This window comes from Paraburkholderia sp. Clong3 (assembly GCF_050436485.1).
Classification (GTDB): domain Bacteria; phylum Pseudomonadota; class Gammaproteobacteria; order Burkholderiales; family Burkholderiaceae; genus Paraburkholderia; species Paraburkholderia tuberum.
On record NZ_JBNDMH010000002.1, the window covers coordinates 4,061,179 to 4,084,539 of the forward strand.

The 23,361-nt window shown below is 56.2% G+C and carries 26 protein-coding genes; 17 read left to right on the forward strand and 9 right to left on the reverse strand.

Annotated elements, in window-relative coordinates; genetic code table 11:
• Positions 1–10: 10 nt before the first annotated feature.
• The 6 genes from OKW30_RS22965 to OKW30_RS22990 form a co-directional block, all read right to left on the reverse strand.
• Positions 11–265, reverse strand: a complete 255-nt coding sequence (locus OKW30_RS22965; RefSeq protein ID WP_429347648.1) for a hypothetical protein — start codon at positions 263–265, stop codon at positions 11–13.
• A gap of 150 nt (positions 266–415) precedes the next feature.
• Positions 416–1,633: a hypothetical protein gene (locus tag OKW30_RS22970; RefSeq protein WP_429347649.1), complete on the reverse strand. Its 1,218-nt coding sequence runs from the start codon at positions 1,631–1,633 to the stop codon at positions 416–418.
• A gap of 289 nt (positions 1,634–1,922) precedes the next feature.
• A complete protein-coding gene (locus OKW30_RS22975; protein WP_429347650.1) occupies positions 1,923–2,222 on the reverse strand; it encodes a hypothetical protein in 300 nt (99 codons plus the stop codon).
• Positions 2,223–2,304: 82 nt separating this feature from the next.
• On the reverse strand, positions 2,305–3,783 hold the full coding sequence (locus OKW30_RS22980; protein WP_429347651.1) for a S8 family serine peptidase: 1,479 nt from the start codon (positions 3,781–3,783) through the stop codon (positions 2,305–2,307).
• Positions 3,784–4,824: 1,041 nt separating this feature from the next.
• Positions 4,825–6,075, reverse strand: coding sequence for a hypothetical protein (locus tag OKW30_RS22985; protein WP_429347652.1), 1,251 nt, complete (start codon positions 6,073–6,075; stop codon positions 4,825–4,827).
• A gap of 303 nt (positions 6,076–6,378) precedes the next feature.
• Positions 6,379–6,807 carry a helix-turn-helix domain-containing protein gene (locus tag OKW30_RS22990; RefSeq protein WP_429347653.1) on the reverse strand — a complete coding sequence of 143 codons (429 nt, stop codon included), beginning with the start codon at positions 6,805–6,807 and terminating at the stop codon, positions 6,379–6,381.
• 213 nt (positions 6,808–7,020) lie between these two features.
• Between OKW30_RS22990 and OKW30_RS22995 the strand changes: the two genes are divergently transcribed.
• The 10 genes from OKW30_RS22995 (at position 7,021) to OKW30_RS23040 (ending at position 14,628) form a co-directional block, all read left to right on the forward strand.
• On the forward strand, positions 7,021–7,587 hold the full coding sequence (locus OKW30_RS22995; RefSeq protein ID WP_429347654.1) for a hypothetical protein: 567 nt from the start codon (positions 7,021–7,023) through the stop codon (positions 7,585–7,587).
• A gap of 360 nt (positions 7,588–7,947) precedes the next feature.
• Positions 7,948–8,169 (forward strand): hypothetical protein, encoded by a 222-nt coding sequence (locus OKW30_RS23000; RefSeq protein ID WP_429347655.1) that lies wholly within the window; start codon positions 7,948–7,950, stop codon positions 8,167–8,169.
• A 30-nt stretch (positions 8,170–8,199) separates the two neighbouring features.
• Positions 8,200–8,397 carry a BPSL0761 family protein gene (locus OKW30_RS23005; RefSeq protein WP_429347656.1) on the forward strand — a complete coding sequence of 66 codons (198 nt, stop codon included), beginning with the start codon at positions 8,200–8,202 and terminating at the stop codon, positions 8,395–8,397.
• Positions 8,398–8,455: 58 nt separating this feature from the next.
• Positions 8,456–8,764 (forward strand): HAD domain-containing protein, encoded by a 309-nt coding sequence (locus OKW30_RS23010; protein WP_429347780.1) that lies wholly within the window; start codon positions 8,456–8,458, stop codon positions 8,762–8,764.
• A gap of 735 nt (positions 8,765–9,499) precedes the next feature.
• Complete coding sequence (locus OKW30_RS23015; protein WP_429347657.1) at positions 9,500–10,282, forward strand: hypothetical protein; 783 nt, start codon at positions 9,500–9,502, stop codon at positions 10,280–10,282.
• A 275-nt stretch (positions 10,283–10,557) separates the two neighbouring features.
• Positions 10,558–11,067, forward strand: coding sequence for an HAD domain-containing protein (locus tag OKW30_RS23020; protein ID WP_429347658.1), 510 nt, complete (start codon positions 10,558–10,560; stop codon positions 11,065–11,067).
• An 888-nt stretch (positions 11,068–11,955) separates the two neighbouring features.
• Positions 11,956–12,141 (forward strand): hypothetical protein, encoded by a 186-nt coding sequence (locus OKW30_RS23025; RefSeq protein WP_429347659.1) that lies wholly within the window; start codon positions 11,956–11,958, stop codon positions 12,139–12,141.
• Positions 12,142–13,548: 1,407 nt separating this feature from the next.
• A complete protein-coding gene (locus OKW30_RS23030) occupies positions 13,549–13,788 on the forward strand; it encodes a DUF2442 domain-containing protein (RefSeq protein WP_429347660.1) in 240 nt (79 codons plus the stop codon).
• 242 nt (positions 13,789–14,030) lie between these two features.
• Positions 14,031–14,297: a DUF1488 family protein gene (locus OKW30_RS23035; protein ID WP_429347661.1), complete on the forward strand. Its 267-nt coding sequence runs from the start codon at positions 14,031–14,033 to the stop codon at positions 14,295–14,297.
• Positions 14,298–14,400: 103 nt separating this feature from the next.
• Entirely contained in the window at positions 14,401–14,628 is a 228-nt protein-coding gene (locus OKW30_RS23040; protein WP_429347662.1) for a hypothetical protein, read from the forward strand.
• 361 nt (positions 14,629–14,989) lie between these two features.
• On the opposite strand, the gene OKW30_RS23045 is transcribed toward OKW30_RS23040, so the two are convergent.
• Positions 14,990–15,436: a diguanylate cyclase domain-containing protein gene (locus tag OKW30_RS23045; protein ID WP_429347663.1), complete on the reverse strand. Its 447-nt coding sequence runs from the start codon at positions 15,434–15,436 to the stop codon at positions 14,990–14,992.
• Positions 15,437–15,747: 311 nt separating this feature from the next.
• On the opposite strand from OKW30_RS23045, the gene OKW30_RS23050 reads away from it, so the two are divergent.
• Positions 15,748–16,053, forward strand: a complete 306-nt coding sequence (locus OKW30_RS23050) for a hypothetical protein (protein ID WP_429347664.1) — start codon at positions 15,748–15,750, stop codon at positions 16,051–16,053.
• A 24-nt stretch (positions 16,054–16,077) separates the two neighbouring features.
• Here the strand turns inward: OKW30_RS23050 and OKW30_RS23055 are convergent, their stop codons facing one another.
• Entirely contained in the window at positions 16,078–17,076 is a 999-nt protein-coding gene (locus OKW30_RS23055; protein WP_429347665.1) for a helix-turn-helix transcriptional regulator, read from the reverse strand.
• 317 nt (positions 17,077–17,393) lie between these two features.
• Between OKW30_RS23055 and OKW30_RS23060 the strand changes: the two genes are divergently transcribed.
• From OKW30_RS23060 to OKW30_RS23085, 6 genes are all read left to right on the forward strand, one after another.
• Positions 17,394–17,600: a hypothetical protein gene (locus OKW30_RS23060; protein ID WP_429347666.1), complete on the forward strand. Its 207-nt coding sequence runs from the start codon at positions 17,394–17,396 to the stop codon at positions 17,598–17,600.
• A 23-nt stretch (positions 17,601–17,623) separates the two neighbouring features.
• Positions 17,624–18,451: an SIR2 family NAD-dependent protein deacylase gene (locus OKW30_RS23065; protein ID WP_429347667.1), complete on the forward strand. Its 828-nt coding sequence runs from the start codon at positions 17,624–17,626 to the stop codon at positions 18,449–18,451.
• Between the two features lie 43 nt (positions 18,452–18,494).
• Positions 18,495–18,965, forward strand: a complete 471-nt coding sequence (locus OKW30_RS23070) for a hypothetical protein (protein ID WP_429347668.1) — start codon at positions 18,495–18,497, stop codon at positions 18,963–18,965.
• A 17-nt stretch (positions 18,966–18,982) separates the two neighbouring features.
• Entirely contained in the window at positions 18,983–19,663 is a 681-nt protein-coding gene (locus OKW30_RS23075; RefSeq protein WP_429347669.1) for a hypothetical protein, read from the forward strand.
• Between the two features lie 155 nt (positions 19,664–19,818).
• On the forward strand, positions 19,819–20,781 hold the full coding sequence (locus OKW30_RS23080) for a hypothetical protein (RefSeq protein ID WP_429347670.1): 963 nt from the start codon (positions 19,819–19,821) through the stop codon (positions 20,779–20,781).
• 164 nt (positions 20,782–20,945) lie between these two features.
• Positions 20,946–21,620, forward strand: a complete 675-nt coding sequence (locus OKW30_RS23085; RefSeq protein ID WP_429347671.1) for a hypothetical protein — start codon at positions 20,946–20,948, stop codon at positions 21,618–21,620.
• A 302-nt stretch (positions 21,621–21,922) separates the two neighbouring features.
• On the opposite strand, the gene OKW30_RS23090 is transcribed toward OKW30_RS23085, so the two are convergent.
• Positions 21,923–23,068, reverse strand: a complete 1,146-nt coding sequence (locus OKW30_RS23090; protein WP_429347672.1) for a hypothetical protein — start codon at positions 23,066–23,068, stop codon at positions 21,923–21,925.
• Positions 23,069–23,361: the final 293 nt, after the last annotated feature.

A 23,361-nucleotide genomic window follows, 5' to 3' on the forward strand; every position in this document is an offset into this window, starting at 1 on the left:
GCGGCGCCTGTCATCTGCGGACTCGAGTTGCACGAGGCAGGAATCGCGAAAGGTGGGCGTTCAGGCCGACACGGTGAGTTCCATAACGGGCGTTCATCCGAATTTTCTCGACCGTGCTATTGAGGTCGCCGACAGGAACCACCCCCTTGCCGAAGGCATCAATACCCTCCCTTTTGCCCAGCACGCAGGTTCGTTCGACGGAGGAGGATTTCCGGTCTTTCCGTGTGAAAGTCGTACGGAATACATGCACATAGTTGTCGCTCATCCCGCGACCTTCATCCCGGTCTGAGGCCGAAGTTGTCATGCCGACGCCTAGATAAGGCACGCAACGTTATTGGCGTAAGCGGGCTCTGCCGAACCGACTTGCTACACGTAGTCGTATCTGCTTGCGAAGGGTACTTCGCTGACTGTCAGCTCAGAAATGCCCGTCCTTTTGCGGAGCTTCAGGGCCCTCAGCAGTGGCCGCGCCTTTGGCATCCTTCGGCACGGTTGTTGTTGCGGCATCCGAACCGTTTCCCGGAGCAGGTGTAGCCTGGTTGTCCAGAGCGCCAGCGGGCGCCGGGGATTCCGTAGGAGCGCCGTTCGCCGGGAGAATTGCGCCTCTTGAGGTCAATTCGGCGGCGGGTCCGGTCGAAGCTGGATTCGAAACGCGAGGCCGCTCGGTGGCCGTGTGTTGAGGCTGGACTTGGTTGTCTTTATTTTCACTTTTCTTCGCCGGCGCAGGGGGCGGCGGCACGTGACGGAACTCGCTCACGCCTTCCTTCAAAACAGGCTTGATAAAGGATTCCTTTACGATTTCGAACAGCACAAGCAACACGATAAAACTTTGGGCCGCAATAATGTGCAAGCCGCTCGTGATATGGGTAATGTCGTCAACGACCATCTTGCTTTGAGTCAAAGGCCCGTAGGCCGTCAACGTTTTTAGATATTGCTCGGAGTCGAACGCGAGCGGGCTGATGACGTTCGAGCCGATGTCCGCTATGCCATTACCTGCTTCTATCAACGAGTTGCCAAAATGCGTTAGCAGAAACGCCCCAAACGAGCATACCAAAAGGCCTAGCATTGTCGCCAGATGAGTCTGGTGAATGAAGACCTTGGGCGTCAGGACGTGCCTGGCGTTGTGAAGCCATTTTCTGTGCAACCAATACGCACCGTGTGGGACGAACAACAATGCAAGAACCACAAAGGCAGCAAAGCCTAGGAGGATGCCCTGGTTGCCTGCGAGCTTGGCTCGGCCTTCGGCAAAACGTTGCGTGATTCGCGCCACTTCCTCGGTACACGTCGGCTCTGCCTGAGGGCTTGCGGGTTTCGTCGACGCGTTGGTACAGAGCGGTAAACGGGTCATTACCTCGTGTCGGGCTTCTTCCAGCGGAGCAAGCACCGACTGGACTGAAATCACGTATCCAAGCACGATGGCAGTCGTCACTACGGCCGCAGCGACCGATGTCCACGAAGCAGGTTTGAAAAACCCGGCTTTACCACTGACCGGCAGCGAGTCCGATGCCAAAAAGGCATCGCGAGGCTTCTCCCATTCGTTGGCAATCATTGCCGCTTTTGCTGCCAGGTATTGGGCGGCGAGGGCGGACCCGGTCGCAATTGCTACAACCGCGACGATATAGAACGCAGGTGACATGTGAACCCTCCTACCGTGTAATGCGCGCGCGAGTTCGGGAGAAGACGTTTCCGGCGATGGTCTCGCGTGACACTGCGCAGCGGGCCTGCGCATGGGCGCGGGCAGCAAAGTGAGGCTGGTGTTCAGGTGTACGTCTAGTCCAGGCGTCTTGAAAAGACCGGAGATGAAGGAGCTTGCGGGCTTGCGTCAGCCGTGTTCACCACGTTTTGCCAACAGACGGCGGTCCGTTGGAGACTGCTAAAGCATGAAGACTAACCGCGAGGTGGGAGTACAGCACGAGCCCCAGTCGCTACGCGCACAACGTGGCCGTCGGTGCGACTTCGAGACGGTCAACCAGGTTCGCTAGCTCGCCAGCGGGCCGAATGTCCTTGCCGAAGACCTGCCCGTCACGCAGTTCAATATTGAAGACGCGCTTGAAGTCTTGCGATTGGCCTGCAAAGGACACACCAAATGCGATAGGGCGAACCCGGGAAAAACCGAGGCGCGCCAGCACACTGACAGTTGCCTGCAGCTTTTCGGCGGACGGTTCGTCCAGACCCGAGCCGCGATGCGCGTCAGGCATAACCCTTACAACGGCCCAGATTGTCATACGATTCTCCTTACCAAGTGCGAAAATTATAGGCAATACAAAATTTTCGCCAATTTATTTTACATAGACTTGACTATAAGCGCTATATCTGCTTGACGGCTTCTGTCACATCTGCCAATCCATAGTGAATTCCTGACGGGCCCGGCGGCACGGACTTTGCAGAGGAACAAACCAAATGCTTGATATAGGCTTGGTTAATTAGATGCATGTAGCCCTGTTGGCGTGCAGCCTGCACAAGGAGGGCAGCGACTCCTCCCATCTGTGCTGTAGCAGAACTTGTACCGCTGCCACCCCACCAGCCGTCATCCTTCTTTGTTTCGTCGAAATTGGGGTGAGGACGTCCCGGACGTTCTTTATCTTTTTCGCTTCTTGGCTGAGTTGGCAATACGAAGTAAATACCGTGCGGAGCTAGCCCGCAGAGGCCGCCTATATCAGGCACGACCCGGCCAGGATTGAGACTGCTCACGAACTCGTTTGACAGATTGCTCTTTCGGAGAACTCGATTTGGGTCCGCGTGTATGCCACCCACCGCAATAACCTCAGGCATGGATGCCGGCCACGTTTTAGCAACGGCAAGGTTGTTGAGAATACTGTAATTGGACCTGTTTCCGACGGCGAAAATAACTATCGTGCCTTGCTTGATGGCGTTCAAAATTGGGTCTCTGAGGGACGTCTTAAGTGCATCCGCATCCTCTTCCAGATAGCACCACGAGCAACAGATGATATCTGCGCCAGAGTTCACTGCATCACCGAAGGCGCGATATGCGGGCGTCTGGTCACTGAATTTGTATCCCAATACTCTGGCTTGAGGGGCCACCGCAAAAACGTTCCACGCCATCGACGTGCCGTGGCCACGGTCGTCGATATCCGGGTCGGATTCGTCACCCGTTGTCATTGGATGGTAGTCGTAGCCGTTAAAGCACCGGTGACGGTAAAAGCCAGTGTCTACAATGGCAACGGTAACGCCCGCGCCAGTGAGTCCGCTCGGCTTCCCGAGCAGTGAGGCTATATCGGCGGAAGCGGGGCTATAGTAACTGACTGGTGGTGGGTTCCGCATCTCGTGGGCCAGCCTGGGGGGAGGCGCGAAAGCCGCATATCCAAATCCGGAGTTTTCGGGACATGGCACAACCAGCTTTGGGGGTGCGATGAACAGTCTGTGGCGGTCGAACGGTTCCGACGGGTCCGGTTTTTCACACTCCGAGCTAACCTCGCCTGCGTACCGTAGCGATAAAACGACATTTAGAAAGCGAGAAACCAGTTCGATAGTTCCCGCTGCCGATATACCCGACGCAAGCCGCATCACATCCTTGAAGCCAACTGCTTCAAGGCGGTCGATGGCTACATCAGGCGATTCTGAGTCATGTTCAGGCACCGACCTTGAACGACCACCAGTCGGTAAAGCAAAGGTGACAAATATCCGGTCGGCAAGAGCTGAAACCCGAACCATCGCGTTAGAGTGGCGCGCGACCTCGCCCTTAAGGGCTTCCGGAATCTGCAACCCCCGCCGTTCCAATTCGGCGAATGATGTCGCGTGGCCAGACCACCGCGATTCGGTCGGCATGGGTTCCCTTCGGTCGTCCTCCGGCCACCAAAACCTCCGTGAGGTATGCATCCGCCGAATTTTCGTCATAGCGCCCTCTTCAATGGGTTGTAATGAACCCAGAACATCACAGGTCGCCCGGATTCGTGGGAAGTTCTCGGTGATGGGGCCCAAGCGCGCAAAACAGTGTTGGAGCAGGAGGGCCACAGCGTCTGTTCACTTCCGTACTGATGTATGGCAGTTTCCGCGTGCACTGGGTATACCAGTACCGTCAGTCGAGGCGCGGCTTGCTTTCGGCTGTGACGTCAACAAGGAAACTGAATCCTCGCGCCTGCGCCGATGCGCCGCGTACGCGAAGGACGATGCTGCCGTTCATCACTCCATTCGACCATGAAACTGTCTCACGTGGTTAATCCGTGAATTAGTCGGCGTTTTGATTGTAGGCCTCGTTGCCGAGAACGTTCTATAGGTCCCAGGCTAATTCGGACTTTTCTCCGGCGGATAGCGCCTTTTTACCGAGGTGTTGGCCTAAATCTATATCGCATTGCTCTTCGCCGTCGGATGCGATGACTTTCTCAACTCTGATTTCCATTTTTCACAGTTCCTGTCAAACAAGGTCGCGGCAAGTAGTGTGTCATCTCCACTCTCGCAGACCTCACGGCGCGACGCGTGCTCTGCGAGAGGACTGTGTTGCGAAGGAAAGGCGCGCATCCCAGCCAGTTCCAGCGAGCGCGTGAAACTAGGGAGCGAAGGTGGACGATGTCTTATGTCCGGGCAGAAGCGCAGCCCACGGCCGTTCAAGGGCTTGGGCTGTCTTCGAGCTGGTGCCTCAATCAATGAGAGACGACGCGGATTCATTCCAGAAACCGGGGCTATCTGCACCTGAGTGCACCACCGCGAGCGTCTTGGGAGCGACCTCATCTCTCCTTGGCTCATACTATCGTGTAGGCACGTATTCGAGACGAAGCAGTGCCTACATCTTTATTTTTTCGCCAAGTCGTTAAAGGTACCCTCTCGTGAATTTGGCTAGCACTCAGGCGAGTCGAAGACCATTAGAATCGTTCAATTTTTTGGTATTGCCCGAAGATGTTCTTGCCAGCGCCCAAAGGAGTCGTCGTGTTTCAGATGCGCATATTCTGCTATCACAGTTTCAAGCCGGTCATTCAGCAGTTGAGCGACCGTGGGATAGTCGTTCGGGTGCTTTCGAAGGTAGTCAGTCGCAACAAGGTGTCGCACTGCGTGCGGACCGAACCCCGGTGTCTCGGCGACAAATCGCCTCGTAATCTTTTCGACTTGCTTGGTAAGGCTCTGCCAAAGCGTTGACCGTCGGCTAGGCATCACCCATGGCGCGTCAGGATTGTGTTGGAGGAGCCGTGGACGGAATTCATCTAGATATTCCTCGATACGCCAAGAAGCATCCGGCGGCAAGGGAACGTCGTAAGGTCCGCTAGCGGCCCCTCTCTCGTTTTTGAAGTCGCTTGGCTCGTATCGTAACCTCCAGCCGTCCTCTCGGCGGTATAGATTGCCAGAGCCGTCTTCAAAGTAGGTCATAAGCATCAAGTTTCGACGTCTTAACGGGTTGGCCGTCAATATTGTCAGCAACAGCGCGTCCCGCTTATGCACCGCTTCGTCGACGCTGCCAGGCAGAGATTCTGCTGCAGCCGAGTCGAGCTTTGCAATCGCTCTCAAGAGAGGGGCCAGAGGTTCTTCTAGCGCGAGAAGCCCGCGTATCGGCTCCTCTGGGTTTCGAGAAAAGTTAGCAGCCTTGCATCTCCATTCGCTGGCAATCTCGTGAGTCTCCGCGCACATTTCCTGAAACGAGCCGTGAACAATCGGAATGTTGAGGCGCTCGATAAAATGGGGTTGCTGCGTCAGAAATCCATATTCCTTCGAGGTCAGGCTGCATACAAAGCTTGCAAAACCCCTTTGTCCCCAATGCACGATTCCGTCGGACCGTTGTGTCATAAACTCGAGAAAAGCGTTCACGGCGTCGGGGACGGCTAGCCATGCAAGTGTCATAACATCGGACTTTGCAATTCCCAAGCCGCCGTCGGTCCGTGGTTTGCATAAAAACCCGAGGTAACGTCTTATTGCGTCGAGTGCAATGTTGGCCGTGACGGACCCGAGCTCTCCTTTTTGCGCGGCAGAGGAAAGGGGGGTCGCGATTTTGGATTTGCGTAATAACCTCCAGTAACCACGCTTTCTTCGCTTTAGTCGAGTGCGGGTAGTCGCGGTCTTATAGTCGAACAGGTCGCGCCATTCGTTCAAAAATATAGGCGACAGCTCCGACTCGGGTAGCGCGTATGGGTCCATCCTTCGTGACTGCTGCCGCTCGCGATACGGAATCTTCGCAGGTGCAATATATTCGTGTTGCGAGGGCGCATCCGGCTGCTTTAGTAAGTTTCGCAGGGCATCCCGCTTTAGGCCTAGTGCATTTTCGATGCGAGTTATCGAAGGAAATGCCCGCTGATTACCTGCATGTGGACAGTAGTGGAAGCACTGCGGCCCGGCGATACGAAATGTCGGCCGCCCAAATGGCTGGGCTGGCTTTCAACTAGGTACGACCTAGCGCTCTCTGCGTAACAGCGGCGAGCTATAGTTGGTACCGACGGCGCTCTATAACAGGTCTGCCGGCTTCACACACAACGCTCGCGCGAAACTCTGTAGCGTTCTTAACCTTATGTTCTGCTTTCCAGACTCCACGGCGCTCACCCAGTTTCTATCTACCTTCATCTTTTTCGCGAGTTCCCGCTGATTGAGGTTGAGTCCCAACCGCAATGCGCGCACCCGCCCGGCGAACGCGTCGCGCATTTCAGACGCCGTCTTTCCTGGCCCTTCGCCGCCGAGCATTTCTGCGAGACTTGTTCCTAGAGCTTCGGCGATGGCAGCAGCTCTCTCAATGGGTATATTCGGCGCGCCACGCTCAACTCGACTGACGCTGTTTCTATCGAGGCCAAGCATTACACCTAAGGCCTCTTGTGCAAGCCCTGACGCGTCACGGCGGCGTCGCATCTCCTTCGCGAAAACTTCTGCAAGGTCGCGCATTTTTTAAAGACGAATTGAAAAGCCGTAACTATTCGTCTTTGCAAGCTAATCGTCTACAACACTGGCCTTGTAAAGTCAAACGATGTAAACGTTGAGCTTTACAAGTCAAATGGATACAATAAGCCGGTAGACCTCCGTTGCGCTTGGGTCTGGGGGCGCTGATGATGGCGACAATCTCTTCGCCACGTCTAAATTTGAGCCTGGAAAGAAAACATGATTTTTGTATTTTTATGCCTTGATTGGCTTCCGCCGCCGCGCCCGACGCATGGTGCCGAGGGGAATAATCTGGCGTCATTGCATCCGACCGACGCCTGGCACGAGTGCATTGACAAGCTTGCAAATTGCCTTGAGGGCTTCGCCGGTTCTGTCGGCGTTCTTGCCACCAGCCGCATGAGGGGACGAAGGCTCGCAGAGGTGGCTCCATCCCTAGGGAGGCTTCAGCCGAAGATATTTGACTCAGTCAACACGATTGCTGAGTCGCCATACGAGTTTATTGGTGATTATCTTTCGACGCGTCCCGGCGAATGGGTAGCTATCGCGGACAGAAGCGACTCGTTTCCGTCCGAACATAGACCCCGCGTTGTTTCCTTTGCCGGCGACGCAAGCGAGATTGACTCCGCTTGTTCTGAGCTTGCGAACCTCATCGACTCGTTCGGTCGGGTCGCCATTGAAGCGCCGACGCGCCGCGAACTCGCTCTCATATCTGGCGACCGACGTATGGTGGCGTTGATGAAGGCACACTTTGCCGCGTCAAGATGCGCCATGTTGCCGAATGACTGAGGGTGACCGCGAGATGCGAATCCGAGTCGCCTCGGACCTGCGGCATGAACTCGCGACACCCGGTTCTGCGATGGCGTTGTCTCCGAGAAACAGGCCCGCGCATTTAACAGGCTTTGTCGAATGAATTCCAATCCCGAGACTCCGTCCGTCCTATGGCGTGCGCGTGTTCATGCAGGTGAGTATCTGCATGCCGGTCAGAGCTTGCCGTTGCTCACGGTGACGAGTGGAGAGGCAGAGACGCATATCAGTCCGGTAGCGTCATCAGTGGCTGTGCGCTGCCTGTCCGCAATGTTGGTGACTCTCCGCATTTCTGCGAGGTACTACTATCCGCTTGAGCCAGTTGCGTTACCGACACCTCACATGACCATGTTTGTCGAGCGAGTTCTAAACCGGTGTGCCGACGAGGGAGTACTCGTGGCGCGACTGGATATTGTTATCGAGGACAGTGCTGCCTCTGCGAGCATCCTCACTGAGGCGCCGCGTATGGACATCGGCCCAGTTATGTGCAAATCGAGCGACTGCGTCTGGGACATCGTGCTGCGGCTGCTGCGCGCCGAGTGCCCTGCTTTCAGCGGACCCTGAACACCGCTAACGTGTGTATGGGAGGCAGCGATGACGATGCCAGATGAACGTACGCGTGCGCTGTTGCGCACAAGGGAATTGCTGATTGCGCTCTCACAGATAAGTGCAGTGGAAGACATGGACGCCCTGCGTCAAGAGGCAATAAGGTTGCTACGGCACTACCCCGATGGTCAGATTATTGAATTGATTGCTCGTGGTTCGGCTGGTTGGCTCGCTGCACCAAAATAGACGGCTTCGGGCGGTCCGCAACTTCGTCGTGGCAGTGCACGCCAAGTCCTCCTAGAGTATTCGCTGCAACTGGAAATCGGGCAATCGGGCCGAAAGAGGGCGCGTTGCTGGCGCAACTTATCACTCGAGGTACGCTGACGCGCGGGCTTGGCCAAGAATCGGACGAGGCATACAGGTGCTGCGATACGTTCATGTGCACCGCCTGACACGATGGCTCGCGATTGACGACCAAAACGACGGTTTCGAGGGCCACGAGCAACACTTCGCGAAGTGCAATGAGCAATCAGCGCTCAGCGATTTTGAGACGGTCGAAGTGTTGCGACGCCGACTGGCAGAGCAATTCGGCGAGCAGAGCGGGGCTTCCTGACCGGAAGGAAGCCTGCTGTCACAACGCGCCCGTCGGGCGACTCGACATTGTGTTGGTTGGGCGTTCCGTGTTAGCAGGCCATAGGGTTGAGAACGAGCTTCGAAAAGACGTTCTAGGTCACATCCGAAGGATGGCTCCCGACATCGTGGTCAGTGCGTTGCTGCGATATTTCCGACGCACTTGGCTCCTTGGTTACTAAACGCATGCACGCGCATGAAGAGGCTAGAGCGGAGACACCGATGAAAGTTCGTGAACTCGTAACACTGTTAGCCGACGCCGACCCGGAAAGCGTGGTGCTATTCCTCGACTCGCATGCCGATAGTGACGGGTCGGAGGAAATCTGTGAAGTGTTAATCCCTTCCGAGTTGTGGATACACGAAAAAGGCTATTCCTTCGGCAGCAGGTATGAAGTACGGTACCCCGGCCATCCACGCGCTGATGTTGACTGCTGCGACGTCACTCATACGAGCGAGCACGTGGTTGTCTTGTCGAACGGTCCAACAAATCTCAGATATTACGGCGTCTTCTCAAGCCGACAAGCGACGACGGGCGCTCATCAACGCGGCGCTCTCCAACCCTCGACTGGCGAAAAATCCGACCGATACGCGCCGTAGACTGGTCCGCAATTGTAGTTCCGCCTTTGCCCATTGGCGCTGTTGCGCATGAGTTCCGAAGACAAATGCGTCGGTAATCGTTTCAAGTTCATTAGTTTGTCGACATGGGAGTTGAATCGCGATGACCTTTTGGGATGAAATCGAGCAACAGGCACTTGCCGCGAGGCGGAAGATGGTACGTTCCGGCGAGCTGTTGGGTGAGGACGAATTCCGCGAACGACTCCGCCTCAGCGAAAGCCAACTTGCGCGCATGCTTCAGAGGGGGGACGTATTCGCGATAGAAGTCGACGGAGTGGCTTATCTGCCTGCGCTTCTTGCGACGCTCGGACTTGACCTCAGGCGTTTGTATTCAATCTGCCGCATACTCGTGCCGGCGCCGCCATCGTGTAGGCTCGGATATCTGTCATCAAGACACGCTAACCTTGGCGGCATTTCGCCGCTCGAAGCACTCCGCGAGGAGAGGCAATATCGATTGCTGCGCCAAATGGCTCGGGCGTACGCGGCGGAATGGGTGCGGACTGTTGTCACGATTTATGTCGGCAGCTACGAGGTGGAACCACGTGATATCGAACCTACGTTGACAGCGGCGCATGAGGTGGACCCGAGGGTCAATCTCTGGATGCGTGCAGAGGATGCACTACTGTCAGGCGGGTATATCCAACCATGTGGACCCTACGCCACGGCAAGTGAGGCAACGGTATTCGTCTCTCGGCAGCCCGCCGGTCAGGCTCCGCCCATTCCTGAGGCACGTATTGCTGTGAGTATCGTTGACGGCGTTGCACACGCAAACGTCGTTTGTCACGAGGTGTCGACCTACAAGCTAGACGCAATCCGGGTCGCTGACGAAGACATCGTCGGCGTGGTACTCCATGTCGTTGTAGCCGTCAGAAAACTGTCGCTTTAGCGGTTATAGCGCTTGCATTGATGATGAGCTGAGGAGAATCCTGAATGCAATCTCCGGGCACGATTTCAGGAGCCAGAAATGCCAACATCGCGTAATAGATTAAGCATGCGTGCCTCCTGCACGCAAGACCGTTTCAACACAGCCACACTGCCGCTTATCCTTGAGCTCGCCCGGAGGGATATAGCGCAAGGAAACTATCGCGACGGTGACGCATTTTTTGACGAACTAGACCGCGAAGAGTCCAGAGACCGTGCCCGCGCGGACGGAGACCGCTGATGGGACAGCTGTTGCGGCGGGTGCTCTTTGTGGATATTGACGGCGTTCTGCATCGAGGCGATAGCTACGCCGTGGGAGGTCGAATTGTCAGCAGCGCGCCCGGCCGCATTGAATTGTTTGAATATGTGCCAACGCTTGACGGCCTGCTGCGTTGCTATCCCGATGTCGAGGTTGTACTGTCTTCAGACTGGACTTTTCGTTTCGGCGTCGAGCCCACGCTGAACATGTTGCCGGACTCATTGTTGCGTAGAAAAGTGATTGGGGCGACTTATCAGGGTTGTGAAAACGAGCTGCTTTGGCCGAGGTTGTCTCGGGGGGGCCAAGTTCTTGATTACGTTCGACGTCACTCGTTGGAGCGATGGTTAGCTATTGATGACCGGAAAGACGGATTCGGAAGCTACCGCGACCGCCTGATTCATTGTCAGACCGAAGTAGGGCTAGGCGACCCTGCCGTCGTTGCCCTGCTTCGGTCACGGCTTCGCGAACGATTCGGTGAGCCGTCTACTTGAGCCTTTCGTTGACCAACGTCGCTTGAGGCTGGAGGTCTACGGCCATTGAAGGAAGACCCATGAAGGTTCGTAATCTAAAGCGAGCGCGCCGTTCCAATATCGACCCAAAAATCGATAGGAATGAGGCTGCACGATTGTTATTCGTTTCGCGCTCGCATTTTGACGCGCTGGTTCGTTCGGGCAAAGTGACACCCACGAGTTGTAGTCCTACGGCACCTCATCAACTGTTTTCGAGAACGGAAGTGCTTTTATACAAGAAGAGACAAAAGAAACGGCAACGGAGAGGTATCGATAAAATGGTGGAATCAACAGACCGCATGGGACTCTACGACGCGGAACTCGACCGATTGCAAACGAGCGCAACTGGCATGTCCTCAGACTAGGTCTGCCGAAATTGGCCGTGTAACGCCAGAATTTATGTTTTACGCAGCAATCCCCATAAATCAGCGCCTTACGCTGCCGTACACGCCGGCGAGAAGGCGATGGCAAGGACTATCACCATGGGCATCGTAGGGACGTACATCTTCCTTTCGTGCAGTCGACCTTTTGCGCTCGGTATGCTGGCCTCACTGATAAGCAAGCGCTCTGGGAAGTGCGTCCCTTATACAGCGGATGATGAAGTTGTCACGACTGCGCGCAAGATGTTGGAGGGCATCGTCCATGCTAAATGACAACTTGCCTTCGTCGCCGACAAGTCCGGCGCCACCTCTGACTACAGTATCGGTGCATGCCGGGGCGTACCTCGCGCATGACCTCGCGCCGGCAATGCCTCGCATCTGTACCGGTGCGAGAACGGGATTGCTTGGTGAGACATGATGGGAACGAACTGCTCGCGCTCTGCAGCACGCGCAACCAGACGGGCCTTATCCTCGAAGTGCCGTGCTAACCATGTTTGTTTCCGACGATGGGCGCCTGACCGCACGCTTTGATGTGAACGTCCCATGGCGTGGCGCGATTGCGTGGATTGTTGTCGACAACGTCCCGCGCATCAAGCATGCGCCGATACCGGTGGGCTATGGCGATGACGTAGTGGCCGTCGCGCGCAATATTTTCTGGGCGGGATTACCTCAATGAAAGACGAAGCAGAAACGGCCAACGAGTTCCTACGCGGCAGCATGCCGGTAGTTATGCCGGGTGTGTAGGGATTGAGAGCAGACTCGGCGCTGAATTTTTAGTCACTGTGGTCTGACGGTAGACGACTGTTAGGTTTCCTGCCTAGTTCGGCAATCAGCTCAGTATCTGCTCAAACGCGAGCAGATACTGAGCTGATAAAACGAGCAAATTGACGCCGGCAGCTATCCTGGCGATGAAGCCAAGCTCGCATTGCATATGTCCCGGGCCAATTTCGACGGTCTTATGAGCTCGACGAATCGCCGCCACGCAGAGATGCTGGTTTGACCCCGATTGGCCGTATAAAACTCAAATTTGATTTTTATACGGCCAATCTCGTGAAATCAATGACTTACCCGCTTCGATGATGGAAGGACTCCCTCCATAGCAAATGTGATGCAGGGACTCTAGCGGCCGAATCCAATCTCAGCGCACCAACGTAACGACGCAAGGCTTGGTCCGCCTGATACCAAGGGTGGCGATTGTTTAGGCGCATCTCAGTCCTTCGTGTGAGCCTTGCGCACACGCTTTTCGGCGGACGCTCGTGCACGCGCGCGCCCTAGGTCGATAGCCTTGCGAACGTCCATTTCAATCGCGCCACGGTCATGTTCCGGAGCGGCGAGTTGGGCTAACTCTCCGTCCCGCAGGATAAGCCACAGCCCCGTTGCCACGATGCCTATGCTCACTGCAGGGTCTCCCGCCTCAAGTCGCTGCAGGGTGGGAACTGTAACTCCCATGCGCTTGGCCCAGGTTTTCAGGGATTCCTTGCGGCGCAATCGTGCTACCGCTAAGTCAGCCCCTAATTTTTCGATGGCTTTAAGTGTAGCGGGAGGTAGTTGCTGAAGTGCACGAGAGGTCTTTGGCATGCAAATAGAGTTTATCGATTTTGGTCTTTTCGTCTACATCTATTTTCGCATTGGGGAGTCACTTCTGGGCACTGACTCTTGAGGAAGGTGAGGTCGTCCACACGCTAAAAGCAGGCGATTGTTTGCAGCTCGGGCCTTCCGTTGAGTTTACTTTTGTGAACCCAGCCGCCGTTTCGTTGGAGGAAGACGACGGCTGCCCCGATGGACGGGGCGTGGCGAACATACGCCTGTCGGAACTAGGCGGAAAGACATGCCGGCTGCTGAACGGACGCGGTTCAGGAGCGCCGGCTCATGGGTTCGAGCGATTAAATATCCCATCAGGTCCCCTTTGCCGTAACTTCACCGGTCAAACCTGGCAAACCGCTGACCGGCGACATCGCGTTGAAATTAAGGAAAAGCATCACTTCGGCCCCAACGCGGACGCAGTCCCGGTTACCAGCATTCTTTCTTGTATGGCGCCTTGCGGAGGGCTATCTTTAAGTTGCTTCTCAGTCAGGAGACGGCCATGGACAGCGGGGCGGTAAGCGTGCATTTCGACAGCGGGCACCTCTTTCTCGACCTGTCTGACGGCCAGGCCGTTGAATTCCCGCTAGGCTGGTTTCCTGTGCTGCTGACAGCCACGGCAGCGGAGCGAGGGTGTTTTGCCATCTCTTTGGACCGCCAGCAGTTGTACTGGCCGGAACTGGATGAAGAGATGGACGTCACCGCTCTACTTCAGTCCCTGCCAGACCGCACGCGACACTAGCGGCTTGCCCTGGTTTTTCCTGCGGGTGTTCGACAGTATCCGTCGAACACGGCGCGGCGATTTCTCCTTTCCCGCTGTGCCGGCCTTTTTTTTCTGGCAAGCAACGTCGAGATGCCGTGTCCGGTCCCACAACGCTCAATGCTGGGCAAAAGCGACGAGTGCCGCTCAGGTTTTGTTGAAACTTCTGCCGCTTCGCCCGTACGATAGGGCAATACGTGGAAACAACCTTTTGAGCGCTTATCGTGGAAGCCCTTGAACTTGAACCCAGTGTTTCAACGGACGGCGTCGTTTTCGCGCTGTCACTCGGTGGTCGCGACATCGCGTGCGTCGTGACGCGTGAGACACTCGAGCAGCATTTCTGGGTGCAACCCGGAGCAACTGATGCACGCGTTCTCAAGGCCTTCTCCGAAGGCCGCAGGCGCATCGTGGCTTTGGCGGAACGAAAGGCCCGCGCGCGGCCGGGCGAGCGCATCGTGCTGACCGTCGATGACTTCGACCCGAGGAAATAGCGCGTCCCGGCAGCGGGCGAGTGCCCGAGCGAGAAGAAGTCGGGCAACTGTGATGTCCAATCAAACATGACTTTGCGGTATTAGCCGCGCGGGCCACCTGGACATGATGGCAGAAATCAAGGCCTCGCCGGAGGCCGCAGCACTTGAGCGCATCGCTGGTGCCGCACGGGAAGTGCAGGCAGCGTCAGCAGCGCTGGAAAAGCATTTTGATGGCAATGGAGGCGCGCAGCCGTCGACGCTTGAACTCGCACGGTTTGCCGCCGCCATGCAGGAACTGCGCGATGCACGTGAGGAATTCGACCGTCTGCTTTCGCAGAAGCGGCGGCAATGACTCGTCCTGTCTGCGCTGTCCTGGTCGGTGGTCGGCGGCACGTTGGCGCGGGGCAGGTCTCTACCCGCTATCGGCGAGACCCACGTGTCCCAATTGCTTCTTGATGCATCAGTACCGGACACGTCGTCCCCGGTCGGCCAGTTGTCGGAATATGACCCGCATGCCGGATGCGACTTGTGCTATTTCGAAGGTCCTGGCGTCCGGCCGTCGAACGCCGCCGCGTTGACAGCGCTCGGTCGTCAATGAGCCACGGCCGCGTGGCGTGCAGTTGCTCTTCGTGAGCGCCGCATTTGTGGCCGGATGAAGGGGCAAAGAACATACGGGCGGTCTGCAAGGCTTTCTGTGACGTTTGCCCTCGACCCTATTCAGACATTTGCGGCGAAGATGGGTTGTCGCAGCTTTCGGCGGCGTCCCTGCACGCAATGTCCATAGTCGCGAAGCGAAACGTGCCCTTACCCTCCGCTTTCGCCTCGTAGAGCGCCGCGTCGGCCCGCTTCATCAGCGATTTCAAAGTTTCGCCTGCTATTGCCAGGGCAATGCCGACACTCGCGCCAATCGTTGCGCTTGCGCCCTTTGACAGAGGATACGGTTCGGACAGGAAATGGATAATGCGCTGGGCAAGTTCGGCACCGGCAGCACGCGTCGCGTGCTCAAAAATGACGGCGAATTCGTCGCCGCCGAGCCGGACTATGGTCTCGCCGTGGCGTAGCGTCTTCTTCAGGCGCTGTGCGACGGTTCTCAGCACGGCATCTCCGGCGGGATGAGGGGATATTGGACACAGGTGAAACGGCCGTGCGAGATTGGTCACGGAGGATTACGGGCTCCGATGCTGCCTACGCAGCGTCTTCGTCCCGCGCTTTTGGCCGGCAAGGTCAGTTTCCCCACGGCGGGAGGATGCGCTAACGCCGTCAACCATAGTCGACGCGACTGCACGCAGGCGTGGATTCCCGCCTAGTTCGGAAATGTGCTCGAATCAAAGACTAGGTTCGCCGAAATGGGCCGTGTAGTCAGTTGGCAAACGCTGGATTGGCGAGTACCCGTGCGACCGGATGGTCATGGGACACAAAATGTCCATTACACCTCTGAGAATGAACGGGTTGCGTTCACGGAAGCGAATGAATGACCCTGAGGGCCAAGAAAACATTGCGGTCGGAACACCCGACAGCCGATGGCGGCAAACCCGAAAAGTCTTTAGCGGGCGCGTACACCGGCAAAACCGCAGATTCGGCGATTGCTCATCTCGAGTACGTCCTGTCGGTCGATGGCGCGACCACTGTGTTGACGCCGGCGTACTGGCGTGTGCGTGCCTCGGAACTTGCGGCCATTCCCACGCTTACGCCTACGCAACGCGCGCGCGTAGCGCGAATTCTGCTGCAGATTAGTCCCCCGTCGGGGGAGGCCGCGCTGCCCCGCAAGACAGCGTGACGGCTAAGTTGGTGGCGCCGAGACTCAGCGATAGCGCACCGCAAGTTTTTTGAACTCGGCTGCAAACTCGTTCCGAAGCTCAGCCGGCGCGAGTATTTCCACGCCTGAGCCGATAGACCGAATCCACCACCTAAGCTTCAGACTCGGAATCACGGTCCCTGAGACCTTGAGTCGGCCATCTGGCAGTTCCTCTACCACCTGGTCCCTTGCCATCTTCGATTCCTTCAGGTGGTTTCCCGCGTTGCCTTCGAATGCGAGTTCGAGCCAGACCGGCTCCTCAGTGACGAAGTCGAATGCCTGCTCGGTTTCGATATACCGAGTCAGCTTGAAATCGGCTGGATATGAGAACGACTGCCCGGTGTCGACGGCTTTGCTGATGCGGTCTAGACGGTAAAGTGTCCGCAGCCAGTTGGGCTTGCCAGCCTCCGGCCGGGGGGGGCGCGTCGGGTCTTGTGCGACCATGAACATCACGCCTGCTGATTCGACAAGACCCAGCGGGCAGAGACGCTTGGGTGGCGCTTCCTCGGCGTTTTCTCTTTTGTAGGCGGCGCGGTAAGTCACCAAAAGCTCGCGCTCGTAAAACGTTGCTGTTGCTACCACCTGCACGATATCAGGCGCGGGTTTGGGCCGCACCAGAGCAAAAGTGCCATCCACGGAGGCGACCTTATCCGGCCACGCTCGATAGATACGGCTGTCGCGCCTGTCCTGTGACAGCCTGATGTCGGCCGCTTTGAAGAGTGGTGCGATTTCTTGGGTAATGGTTTCCGGCAGCTTGTTGCCCGCGAACCTGCCAAATACAGAGAACGCCACTGCCTCCGACGCAGTCATCAAGTTGGCGTCACGGCGGGCACCATAAAGCCACGGTCGTCTCTGCCACAACAACAATCGGCCGGCGTCATCCTCCCGCGAGAGCACGTACCCGTGCTCATTCTCAAGGCTTTTCAAATGGCGGAGCACAAGTTTGGTCCACTTAATCGCGTGGCCGCGCTCCCTGAGCTGCTGCACGACTTCCGATGTCGACATCCATGGCTCTGGGTGCCTTTCATCGTGCAATATCGAGAGGATTGCCTCGTCCAGTGGAACCTTTGATGCCATCGTGTGTGCCCGCTTTCAAGTTGATGTACTCGGAAGTATCCGGAGTTGCGACCAAAATTGTAACTTCTGACTCGCCAACCGACAGTCGTTCAGCGTGGGACAGTTTTTGTCTCACGGAGCATTTAACATGGCTTTGCGGTTGAGAGCGGAGCGTCGATACAAAGAGCAACGTGTCAAGCAATCGCAGCACATCCGCCTAGGCCCAGTGACGGGGAAAACGTCGATTTAGTCAGGAAAACTTTCGCATGAGCAAAGAATATATTCGAGATGGCAGGTACCGCATCATTGGCAGCATTGACACAGATTGCCGAGGCAAGCAGGTTGCCTATAATGCGACGTCGCATCTTCTAGGCGAATACGACCCAGAACCGGACCTGACTCGGGACAGCATCATGCGCAAGGTCGGCACCGATAATCAGTTGTCTGCTCTGATTTGGCGCGCTCAAAAGTAACGCCTCGAAAACGGAGAACGGGAGTGGATTTCAAGGACAAGATTGACGCGGCCGCGAACTGGTTGCGCGCAGCCGATGGTCTGCTCGTTACGGCTGGGGCTGGCATGGGCGTGGATTCCGGATTGCCTGACTTCCGTGGTACGGAAGGCTTGTGGCGAGCCTATCCTGCGCTCAAGAGGGCAAAGCTTTCGTTCGAAGATATGGCAAATCCGATGAGTTTCACCGCCACCCCGACTCTTGCATGGGGTTTCTACGGACACCGCCTCGCGCTTTACCGCGAAACCGTCCCGCATGAAGGGTTCAAGATTCTTCGTGGTTGGACTGACAAGATGGAGCATGGAGCGTTTGTATTTACCAGCAACGTGGACGGTCAGTTTCAGAAAGCGGGCTTCGCGCTGGACAGGGTGGCGGAAGTGCACGGGACGATTCACTCGCTTCAGTGCACGGCGCCTTGCGAGGAAACGGCTTGGGATTCGAGCGATTTTGAACCAATGGTCGACGAACAGTCGGGCCGACTCGTCAACGCGTTGCCGGTCTGTCCTAACTGTGGCAAGCTCGCGCGGCCAAATATCCTGATGTTCTGGGACCATGCATGGGTCGAGAAATACTCCGAGCGTCAACTGGCAAGGCTCACGTCGTGGGTACCCGCTGTCGAGAGACTGGTTGTTATCGAACTCGGCGCCGGGCGCGCTCTACCAACAGTTCGCCACTTCAGTGAGCAACATGGGCCGAGGGTCATCCGCATCAATCCCCGCGAGGATGAGATTTCTCCAAAGTTCGGCCTAGGAATCCCGTGCGGAGCACAAGAGGCGCTGAAACTTATCGATGAGCGGCTCTCCTTAAGCGTCTGATAACGACGTTGCGGTGAGGTCTAGGTGAATCAAAGGAAACGCGATGTCGTCAATTGCTGTCTATCAAGGCTCGCTGCCTGGCGTCACCGTCGAGCAGGGTGAACTGGTTTGGGAAAGCCACGAAAGAGACGGGAAGCAGGTCCTAGCGACTATCGTCGCAAGGCGCTTTTGCTGCGAGGTCGATGTGGTGCTGACTACGGACGAGTACTCAACGAAGAGAACGGCTGCGGTTCTTAACTCGTGCGACAGTCCCGAGGAAGAGAGGATTGACCAACTACTCAATAGTCCGATAAGCGTTAGCAGCTGCTTTACAAGCGTGATGGGGCTGCTGACCGAAGCGTTTGAAGCCCAAAAAAGCGGTGAGGCGTTCCTATTCGGCTCGCTCGAGCAGTGGAGCTTCGCGCTCAGCCAACTTTTGCCGAAGGTTTTTCCATGGCACGGTCCGGTTCGGATATCGCCAGCCCATGTCAAAACGTTGGTGGCAGAGCTGGACGCTCATCTGCATAGTGCCTAACGACATAAGAGGACGCTATGGTCGCGATTGCACAAATTATCGCGGGTGAGGAATCGCCCTACGGCCTGTTCCATGCAACTAGAACACCGGTCGAAAAGCTGCGTGCGAAGGGGCTGCGTGCGAATGCGCTTGGAACGTACTCCGTTCACCGGCTTATCGAGAGGCTCCAGAGACATCTGGCGCCAGTGCTGGAGGCGGCACGTAATCGGTACGACCGCACTCAGGAATCCTACTTCCCCCTTGAGCTCAGCCTGTGGGAACAGCTCGCGGTTGCCCCCTCTCATTTCAGCGCGGTACTTCTCACACTTACGCAGGAGGACGCGTGTCTCGGTGCAGAGGCTGGGTCTGAGCCGAACCGTAAGGCTCAAGCTTTGGTGGATTTCGCTCGGCAGTTTGCTCCCCTCGTTTTCGAGACGGTGATGCAGATGTATGACAGAGATACGGTCCACGCCTTGAACACCCTGAACGAGCTTTCGGATTCCCCGTCGTACTTGCTCCGTATTCGTACGAAACCCCCAATTGAGGACGGATTTTTCTCTCTGCTCGCTGCGCCGTATCTGGAAGTGAATGGAGTGATGCGCTCTTATGCACGCGGGCCCAACTTGCGGCCTGAGGCGCGCGCCATATGGTTCAATGGCGTTATACATTTCGATTGCGTAGAGGTGTTGCCCGTGCCGCCTGGCTTGTTCACGCAATGAACGGACGTGTTTGGCAATGAGCTTCAGCGTGCTACTCTCACATTGAATTTTCTCATAATCTACTAAGCAAACTCCGCTGCCCGTCACTGCACCGCCCGTACCCTGTGGTTGTCACGTATGGCGCATGGCCCGAGGACGAAGAAACGGCGACTCACATGAAAATGACCAAATCGGCTATCGACCAAGCTATAGAAGCTTGTAGCTTCTCTGACCATTACGCAAGGATGTATGAGGACCTCACGTGCCGCACGCCCCTAAGACTACCACCCGGCGATAAATACGCCCTCAGCAAGGCTCTCTTCTACCACCTGGCATATTTGCGCTACGTGGGCTGGAAACACGCAGTGGAATTTCAGCGAGAGCGCAGACATGGATTGGCCGATGTCTTCCAGGACCTTCTCGCATACTACTTGCGGAAAGTACTCGGCGCCGAGGGATACGATGTAGCGCTTGAGGCATCCAGAGAGCCACCGGGCGGCGGACAGCCCACTCGAGTCGACATTCTGATATCGAAAAAATTGGCGTCAGGTGCCGTGACACCATTTTTTATCATTGAAGTGAAAACGACTGTCGGCTACAAACGGATTCATGGAAACGAGGCTGTCTATCTTAGACGGCTGAGCGACGCAGCGAAGAACTTCGGCATTCTCGACAAACACGCAATCTACATATTTGAAGAACCGTCAAACAACGGGAATGGAGTCGAGCAGAGGTATTGGACTAAAGGCAAAGTCAACCGTGTTGATGGTAAGTCCGCACCAGGACAGCGCAAGCTTCCGAGGCCGACGGAAGGGCTTTTCGCGCACATATATCCACTCTTTTTCGGCACGGACCCGAAGACCTGGAATTGGAAATCGGCTGAGAACCCTACGAGGCAATTTGTTAATCATAAAGGAAAGTTTCCGCCAATCACAAAAGAGATGTTTCTTGCCGAGGCGGAGAGGCGTCTTGTAACCCCTCTCGAACATATCATTGACCTTATTCTAGCTGCCGGCAGTGCTGTGGTGCAGAACGGGCATCAGCAGAGCGCTCCAGGGAGAGTGACAGTTGCGAGCAACGAGAACATGGCGGCTGATACCGGCATCACCGAAGAAACGTCTTCCGGGCGCACAACGTGACTAAGTGCAGGGTGATGACCTCCCAACGTCGCGCTCTAAAGAAAGTCTCTTTACTGCCGTTAAGTTGATGGCCGCGAGACGAAATAGATTGCTCAACATCAGGTTGAAAGAATTGGCGAAGCATCGCGGTGATGCTGGCTCAACACCATGTGGAAATATAGAATATGCACAAAGCCATCCTCGAGTACGTCGAGAAAAACCTTCCTTCACTTCCCGAGACTTATGGTTGGAGCATTCCCGATAGCGTCCCCTGTAAGTTTGAATGGACAGAAGGCGAAACATCTTTGATGGACAAAAATCTGTCTTTGAAAACGCGACTGCATGATGCCTGGTTGGTTGGGTCGCCGCTTGAGCGCGTGCGACTGTGTAATTGGTATATCGCCGATTGGGGCGGAATTCATACGAATAGTGAGCAGAATATTACATTCTATTCCGTCGGTGACGAAGACGAAATTATGTCGCGGGGAATCACGGGCATTGCTTCCTGGTCGAAGGCTCTAACCGTTCGCGACCCCTACAGGTTTGCGATATTCGACGCGCGAACGTCGATATCACTCAACGCGATACAGATTCTGAACGGGGTGAGCGCTCCAGTATTTTTCCCAAAGCTACCAAGCCGGAATGGGCGGGTTGTAGCTGCGCAGAAGGTAGTCGCATCGATGGCTCGTCAACAGGCGTCGGCCAAAATTGATAATAGGTCTTGCTACAGCACGTACAGGGATATGTTGGCCCACATTGCGACGAGTCTTGGCCAAGGCGTGTCGAACCAAATGGTCGAGATGGTTCTTTTTTCGAAGGCGGACGAACTAAGCGAAGCGTTGTACACTCGGAAGCAATGACGCGAGACACTTTCCAACTTGGCTTGCCTCTATGGCTCAACGGTCGGATACGCTGACGCCAAGACCAAACAACTCCTTGCGTGCTCCTGGAACTCTCGCAGTCACCTGAGTAACCGGGCGTGATGAGATGGCATAGTCGGTTGCTTGCGTACGCCGGGCCCATGTGCTGACTGTTACGGGCTGGCCCCGCAACCGCATCGACGCGGAACAACCAGCACGGATGCACCTCAGATGACCGATTAAATTTCGAATCCGTGCGGGAGGGCGGAGAGTGGACCTGTGTTCGGTCGTTTGTGTTTTTGTTAGCTCACACACATTCGAAGCTCGCCGATGCATCCATCCTCAACTTCGAACACGAGGTATGTAGGTGCGTCATGCGTCAAGAGCAAAGCGTTAGACGTTTTGACATCTTTCTTGGCCTCGTGGGTTCCGCTAACCAGGTCCTCAGACAGCGCTTGCGCCGCTTCACGCACATTGGTCTTGCGAATGGCCAGCGTGGTACCGTTGTTCCAGATAGAGGAGAAGTTCTGGCAGTCACGCTCTGCACTCGTTTCGATGGTTTGCAGGTGAGCCTCAACCTCTTCAACACTGCGCAGCAGGCGCTCCATGCGGGCCTGCTTTAGCGCCGCTTCCCCGGGGTAGAGTGACAGCACGTACCAAGCCAGCGCTCGCGTCTTCAGGGTGAGACGCATATCTTTCGCAAGGTCTGTGAGGTTCTCATACTTGGTCACCGTATCCATCTGAAGGTCGTCGGTTCCGAACATCTCCTTGTGCTCGACCGGTTGACTGCACCGCCGGAGCAACTCCTGCTGAAGATGGTGTTGCACCTGAATGAGCTCCAGGTCGCGACTCTCAAGCTGCGTACGGACTGCTGGTGACAGCTCGCCCTTGCTGATGGCGGAGACAGCCACTTCGAGATATTCGTAAGTTCCTGTGACCTTGGCGCGGCGCTCCTCACTGAGGAAATCTGACACGCCTTGCACACCCTTGCGAATGTCGTCCAACTTGGCGGAGATATCAGCCAGGTGCTTCTGAGCTACCACGACCGATGCCACTTGCCAGACCGCAGCAGCATTGACCATCGTCTGCAACTTATCGGCCTCGAAAAGCTTTGCGTGTTCCGAGATTTTGTTATTCGCATCCACCGTCCATGCCCGGAGACCGACGCCGTCTTTCGCCCGAACGAGGTCACCGTTGATGACAACCTCCATCAGGCGTTTGCCGCGATGCCCCTCTTCCACGAGCAGCGAGGGAACGCCCTGAAGTCCCGCGCTCAGCTTGGACGTCAACATTGAATCCCCTGGCAACGCGTTCGCCGTGCGATATCGCTCTTCGTCCGAAAGGGGGGCGATGCGGATTGCGGGTCGTTGGGTATCGTCGCCAAGAACGATGGCATGTGGCAACGACGGCTTTGCTTGAGGCACCGTACTCTGTGAGTCTTGAAACATAAGCGTGTCCTTGAAACTGAGGATGTTCGAGCGCCGCCTGGCCAATCCAATCCAGCGACGTGAGCTCCTGGCGAAAAACATCGGAGACCTCCGCCGGCCAGAATTACGGCAATGCCGAATCGCGAGATATAGTGAATAGACGACTCATCCCTCGCGCTGCGCTATCGGTAAGGATGCTCGCCAACGTTGCGTAAGTCTGGCATTGGACAGCTCATCCACAGATAGTCGGCCTACTATGCCACGACAAACTTACACACACACGCTGGTTCCGCGAGCTTGTCTACGTGCATAGA

What these genes read in the sequence shown, in the direction of transcription:
- OKW30_RS22965 (WP_429347648.1), bottom strand. Translation starts at nt 265, where the DNA reads ATGAGCGACAACTATGTGCATGTATTCCGTACGACTTTCACACGGAAA.
- OKW30_RS22970 (WP_429347649.1), bottom strand. Translation starts at nt 1,633, where the DNA reads ATGTCACCTGCGTTCTATATCGTCGCGGTTGTAGCAATTGCGACCGGG.
- OKW30_RS22975 (WP_429347650.1), bottom strand. Translation starts at nt 2,222, where the DNA reads ATGACAATCTGGGCCGTTGTAAGGGTTATGCCTGACGCGCATCGCGGC.
- OKW30_RS22980 (WP_429347651.1), bottom strand. Translation starts at nt 3,783, where the DNA reads ATGCCGACCGAATCGCGGTGGTCTGGCCACGCGACATCATTCGCCGAA.
- OKW30_RS22985 (WP_429347652.1), bottom strand. Translation starts at nt 6,075, where the DNA reads ATGGACCCATACGCGCTACCCGAGTCGGAGCTGTCGCCTATATTTTTG.
- OKW30_RS22990 (WP_429347653.1), bottom strand. Translation starts at nt 6,807, where the DNA reads ATGCGCGACCTTGCAGAAGTTTTCGCGAAGGAGATGCGACGCCGCCGT.
- OKW30_RS22995 (WP_429347654.1), top strand. Translation starts at nt 7,021, where the DNA reads ATGATTTTTGTATTTTTATGCCTTGATTGGCTTCCGCCGCCGCGCCCG.
- OKW30_RS23000 (WP_429347655.1), top strand. Translation starts at nt 7,948, where the DNA reads ATGACCATGTTTGTCGAGCGAGTTCTAAACCGGTGTGCCGACGAGGGA.
- OKW30_RS23005 (WP_429347656.1), top strand. Translation starts at nt 8,200, where the DNA reads ATGACGATGCCAGATGAACGTACGCGTGCGCTGTTGCGCACAAGGGAA.
- OKW30_RS23015 (WP_429347657.1), top strand. Translation starts at nt 9,500, where the DNA reads ATGACCTTTTGGGATGAAATCGAGCAACAGGCACTTGCCGCGAGGCGG.
- OKW30_RS23020 (WP_429347658.1), top strand. Translation starts at nt 10,558, where the DNA reads ATGGGACAGCTGTTGCGGCGGGTGCTCTTTGTGGATATTGACGGCGTT.
- OKW30_RS23025 (WP_429347659.1), top strand. Translation starts at nt 11,956, where the DNA reads ATGTTTGTTTCCGACGATGGGCGCCTGACCGCACGCTTTGATGTGAAC.
- OKW30_RS23030 (WP_429347660.1), top strand. Translation starts at nt 13,549, where the DNA reads ATGGACAGCGGGGCGGTAAGCGTGCATTTCGACAGCGGGCACCTCTTT.
- OKW30_RS23040 (WP_429347662.1), top strand. Translation starts at nt 14,401, where the DNA reads ATGATGGCAGAAATCAAGGCCTCGCCGGAGGCCGCAGCACTTGAGCGC.
- OKW30_RS23050 (WP_429347664.1), top strand. Translation starts at nt 15,748, where the DNA reads ATGACCCTGAGGGCCAAGAAAACATTGCGGTCGGAACACCCGACAGCC.
- OKW30_RS23055 (WP_429347665.1), bottom strand. Translation starts at nt 17,076, where the DNA reads ATGTCGACATCGGAAGTCGTGCAGCAGCTCAGGGAGCGCGGCCACGCG.
- OKW30_RS23060 (WP_429347666.1), top strand. Translation starts at nt 17,394, where the DNA reads ATGAGCAAAGAATATATTCGAGATGGCAGGTACCGCATCATTGGCAGC.
- OKW30_RS23070 (WP_429347668.1), top strand. Translation starts at nt 18,495, where the DNA reads ATGTCGTCAATTGCTGTCTATCAAGGCTCGCTGCCTGGCGTCACCGTC.
- OKW30_RS23075 (WP_429347669.1), top strand. Translation starts at nt 18,983, where the DNA reads ATGGTCGCGATTGCACAAATTATCGCGGGTGAGGAATCGCCCTACGGC.
- OKW30_RS23080 (WP_429347670.1), top strand. Translation starts at nt 19,819, where the DNA reads ATGAAAATGACCAAATCGGCTATCGACCAAGCTATAGAAGCTTGTAGC.
- OKW30_RS23085 (WP_429347671.1), top strand. Translation starts at nt 20,946, where the DNA reads ATGCACAAAGCCATCCTCGAGTACGTCGAGAAAAACCTTCCTTCACTT.
- OKW30_RS23090 (WP_429347672.1), bottom strand. Translation starts at nt 23,068, where the DNA reads ATGTTTCAAGACTCACAGAGTACGGTGCCTCAAGCAAAGCCGTCGTTG.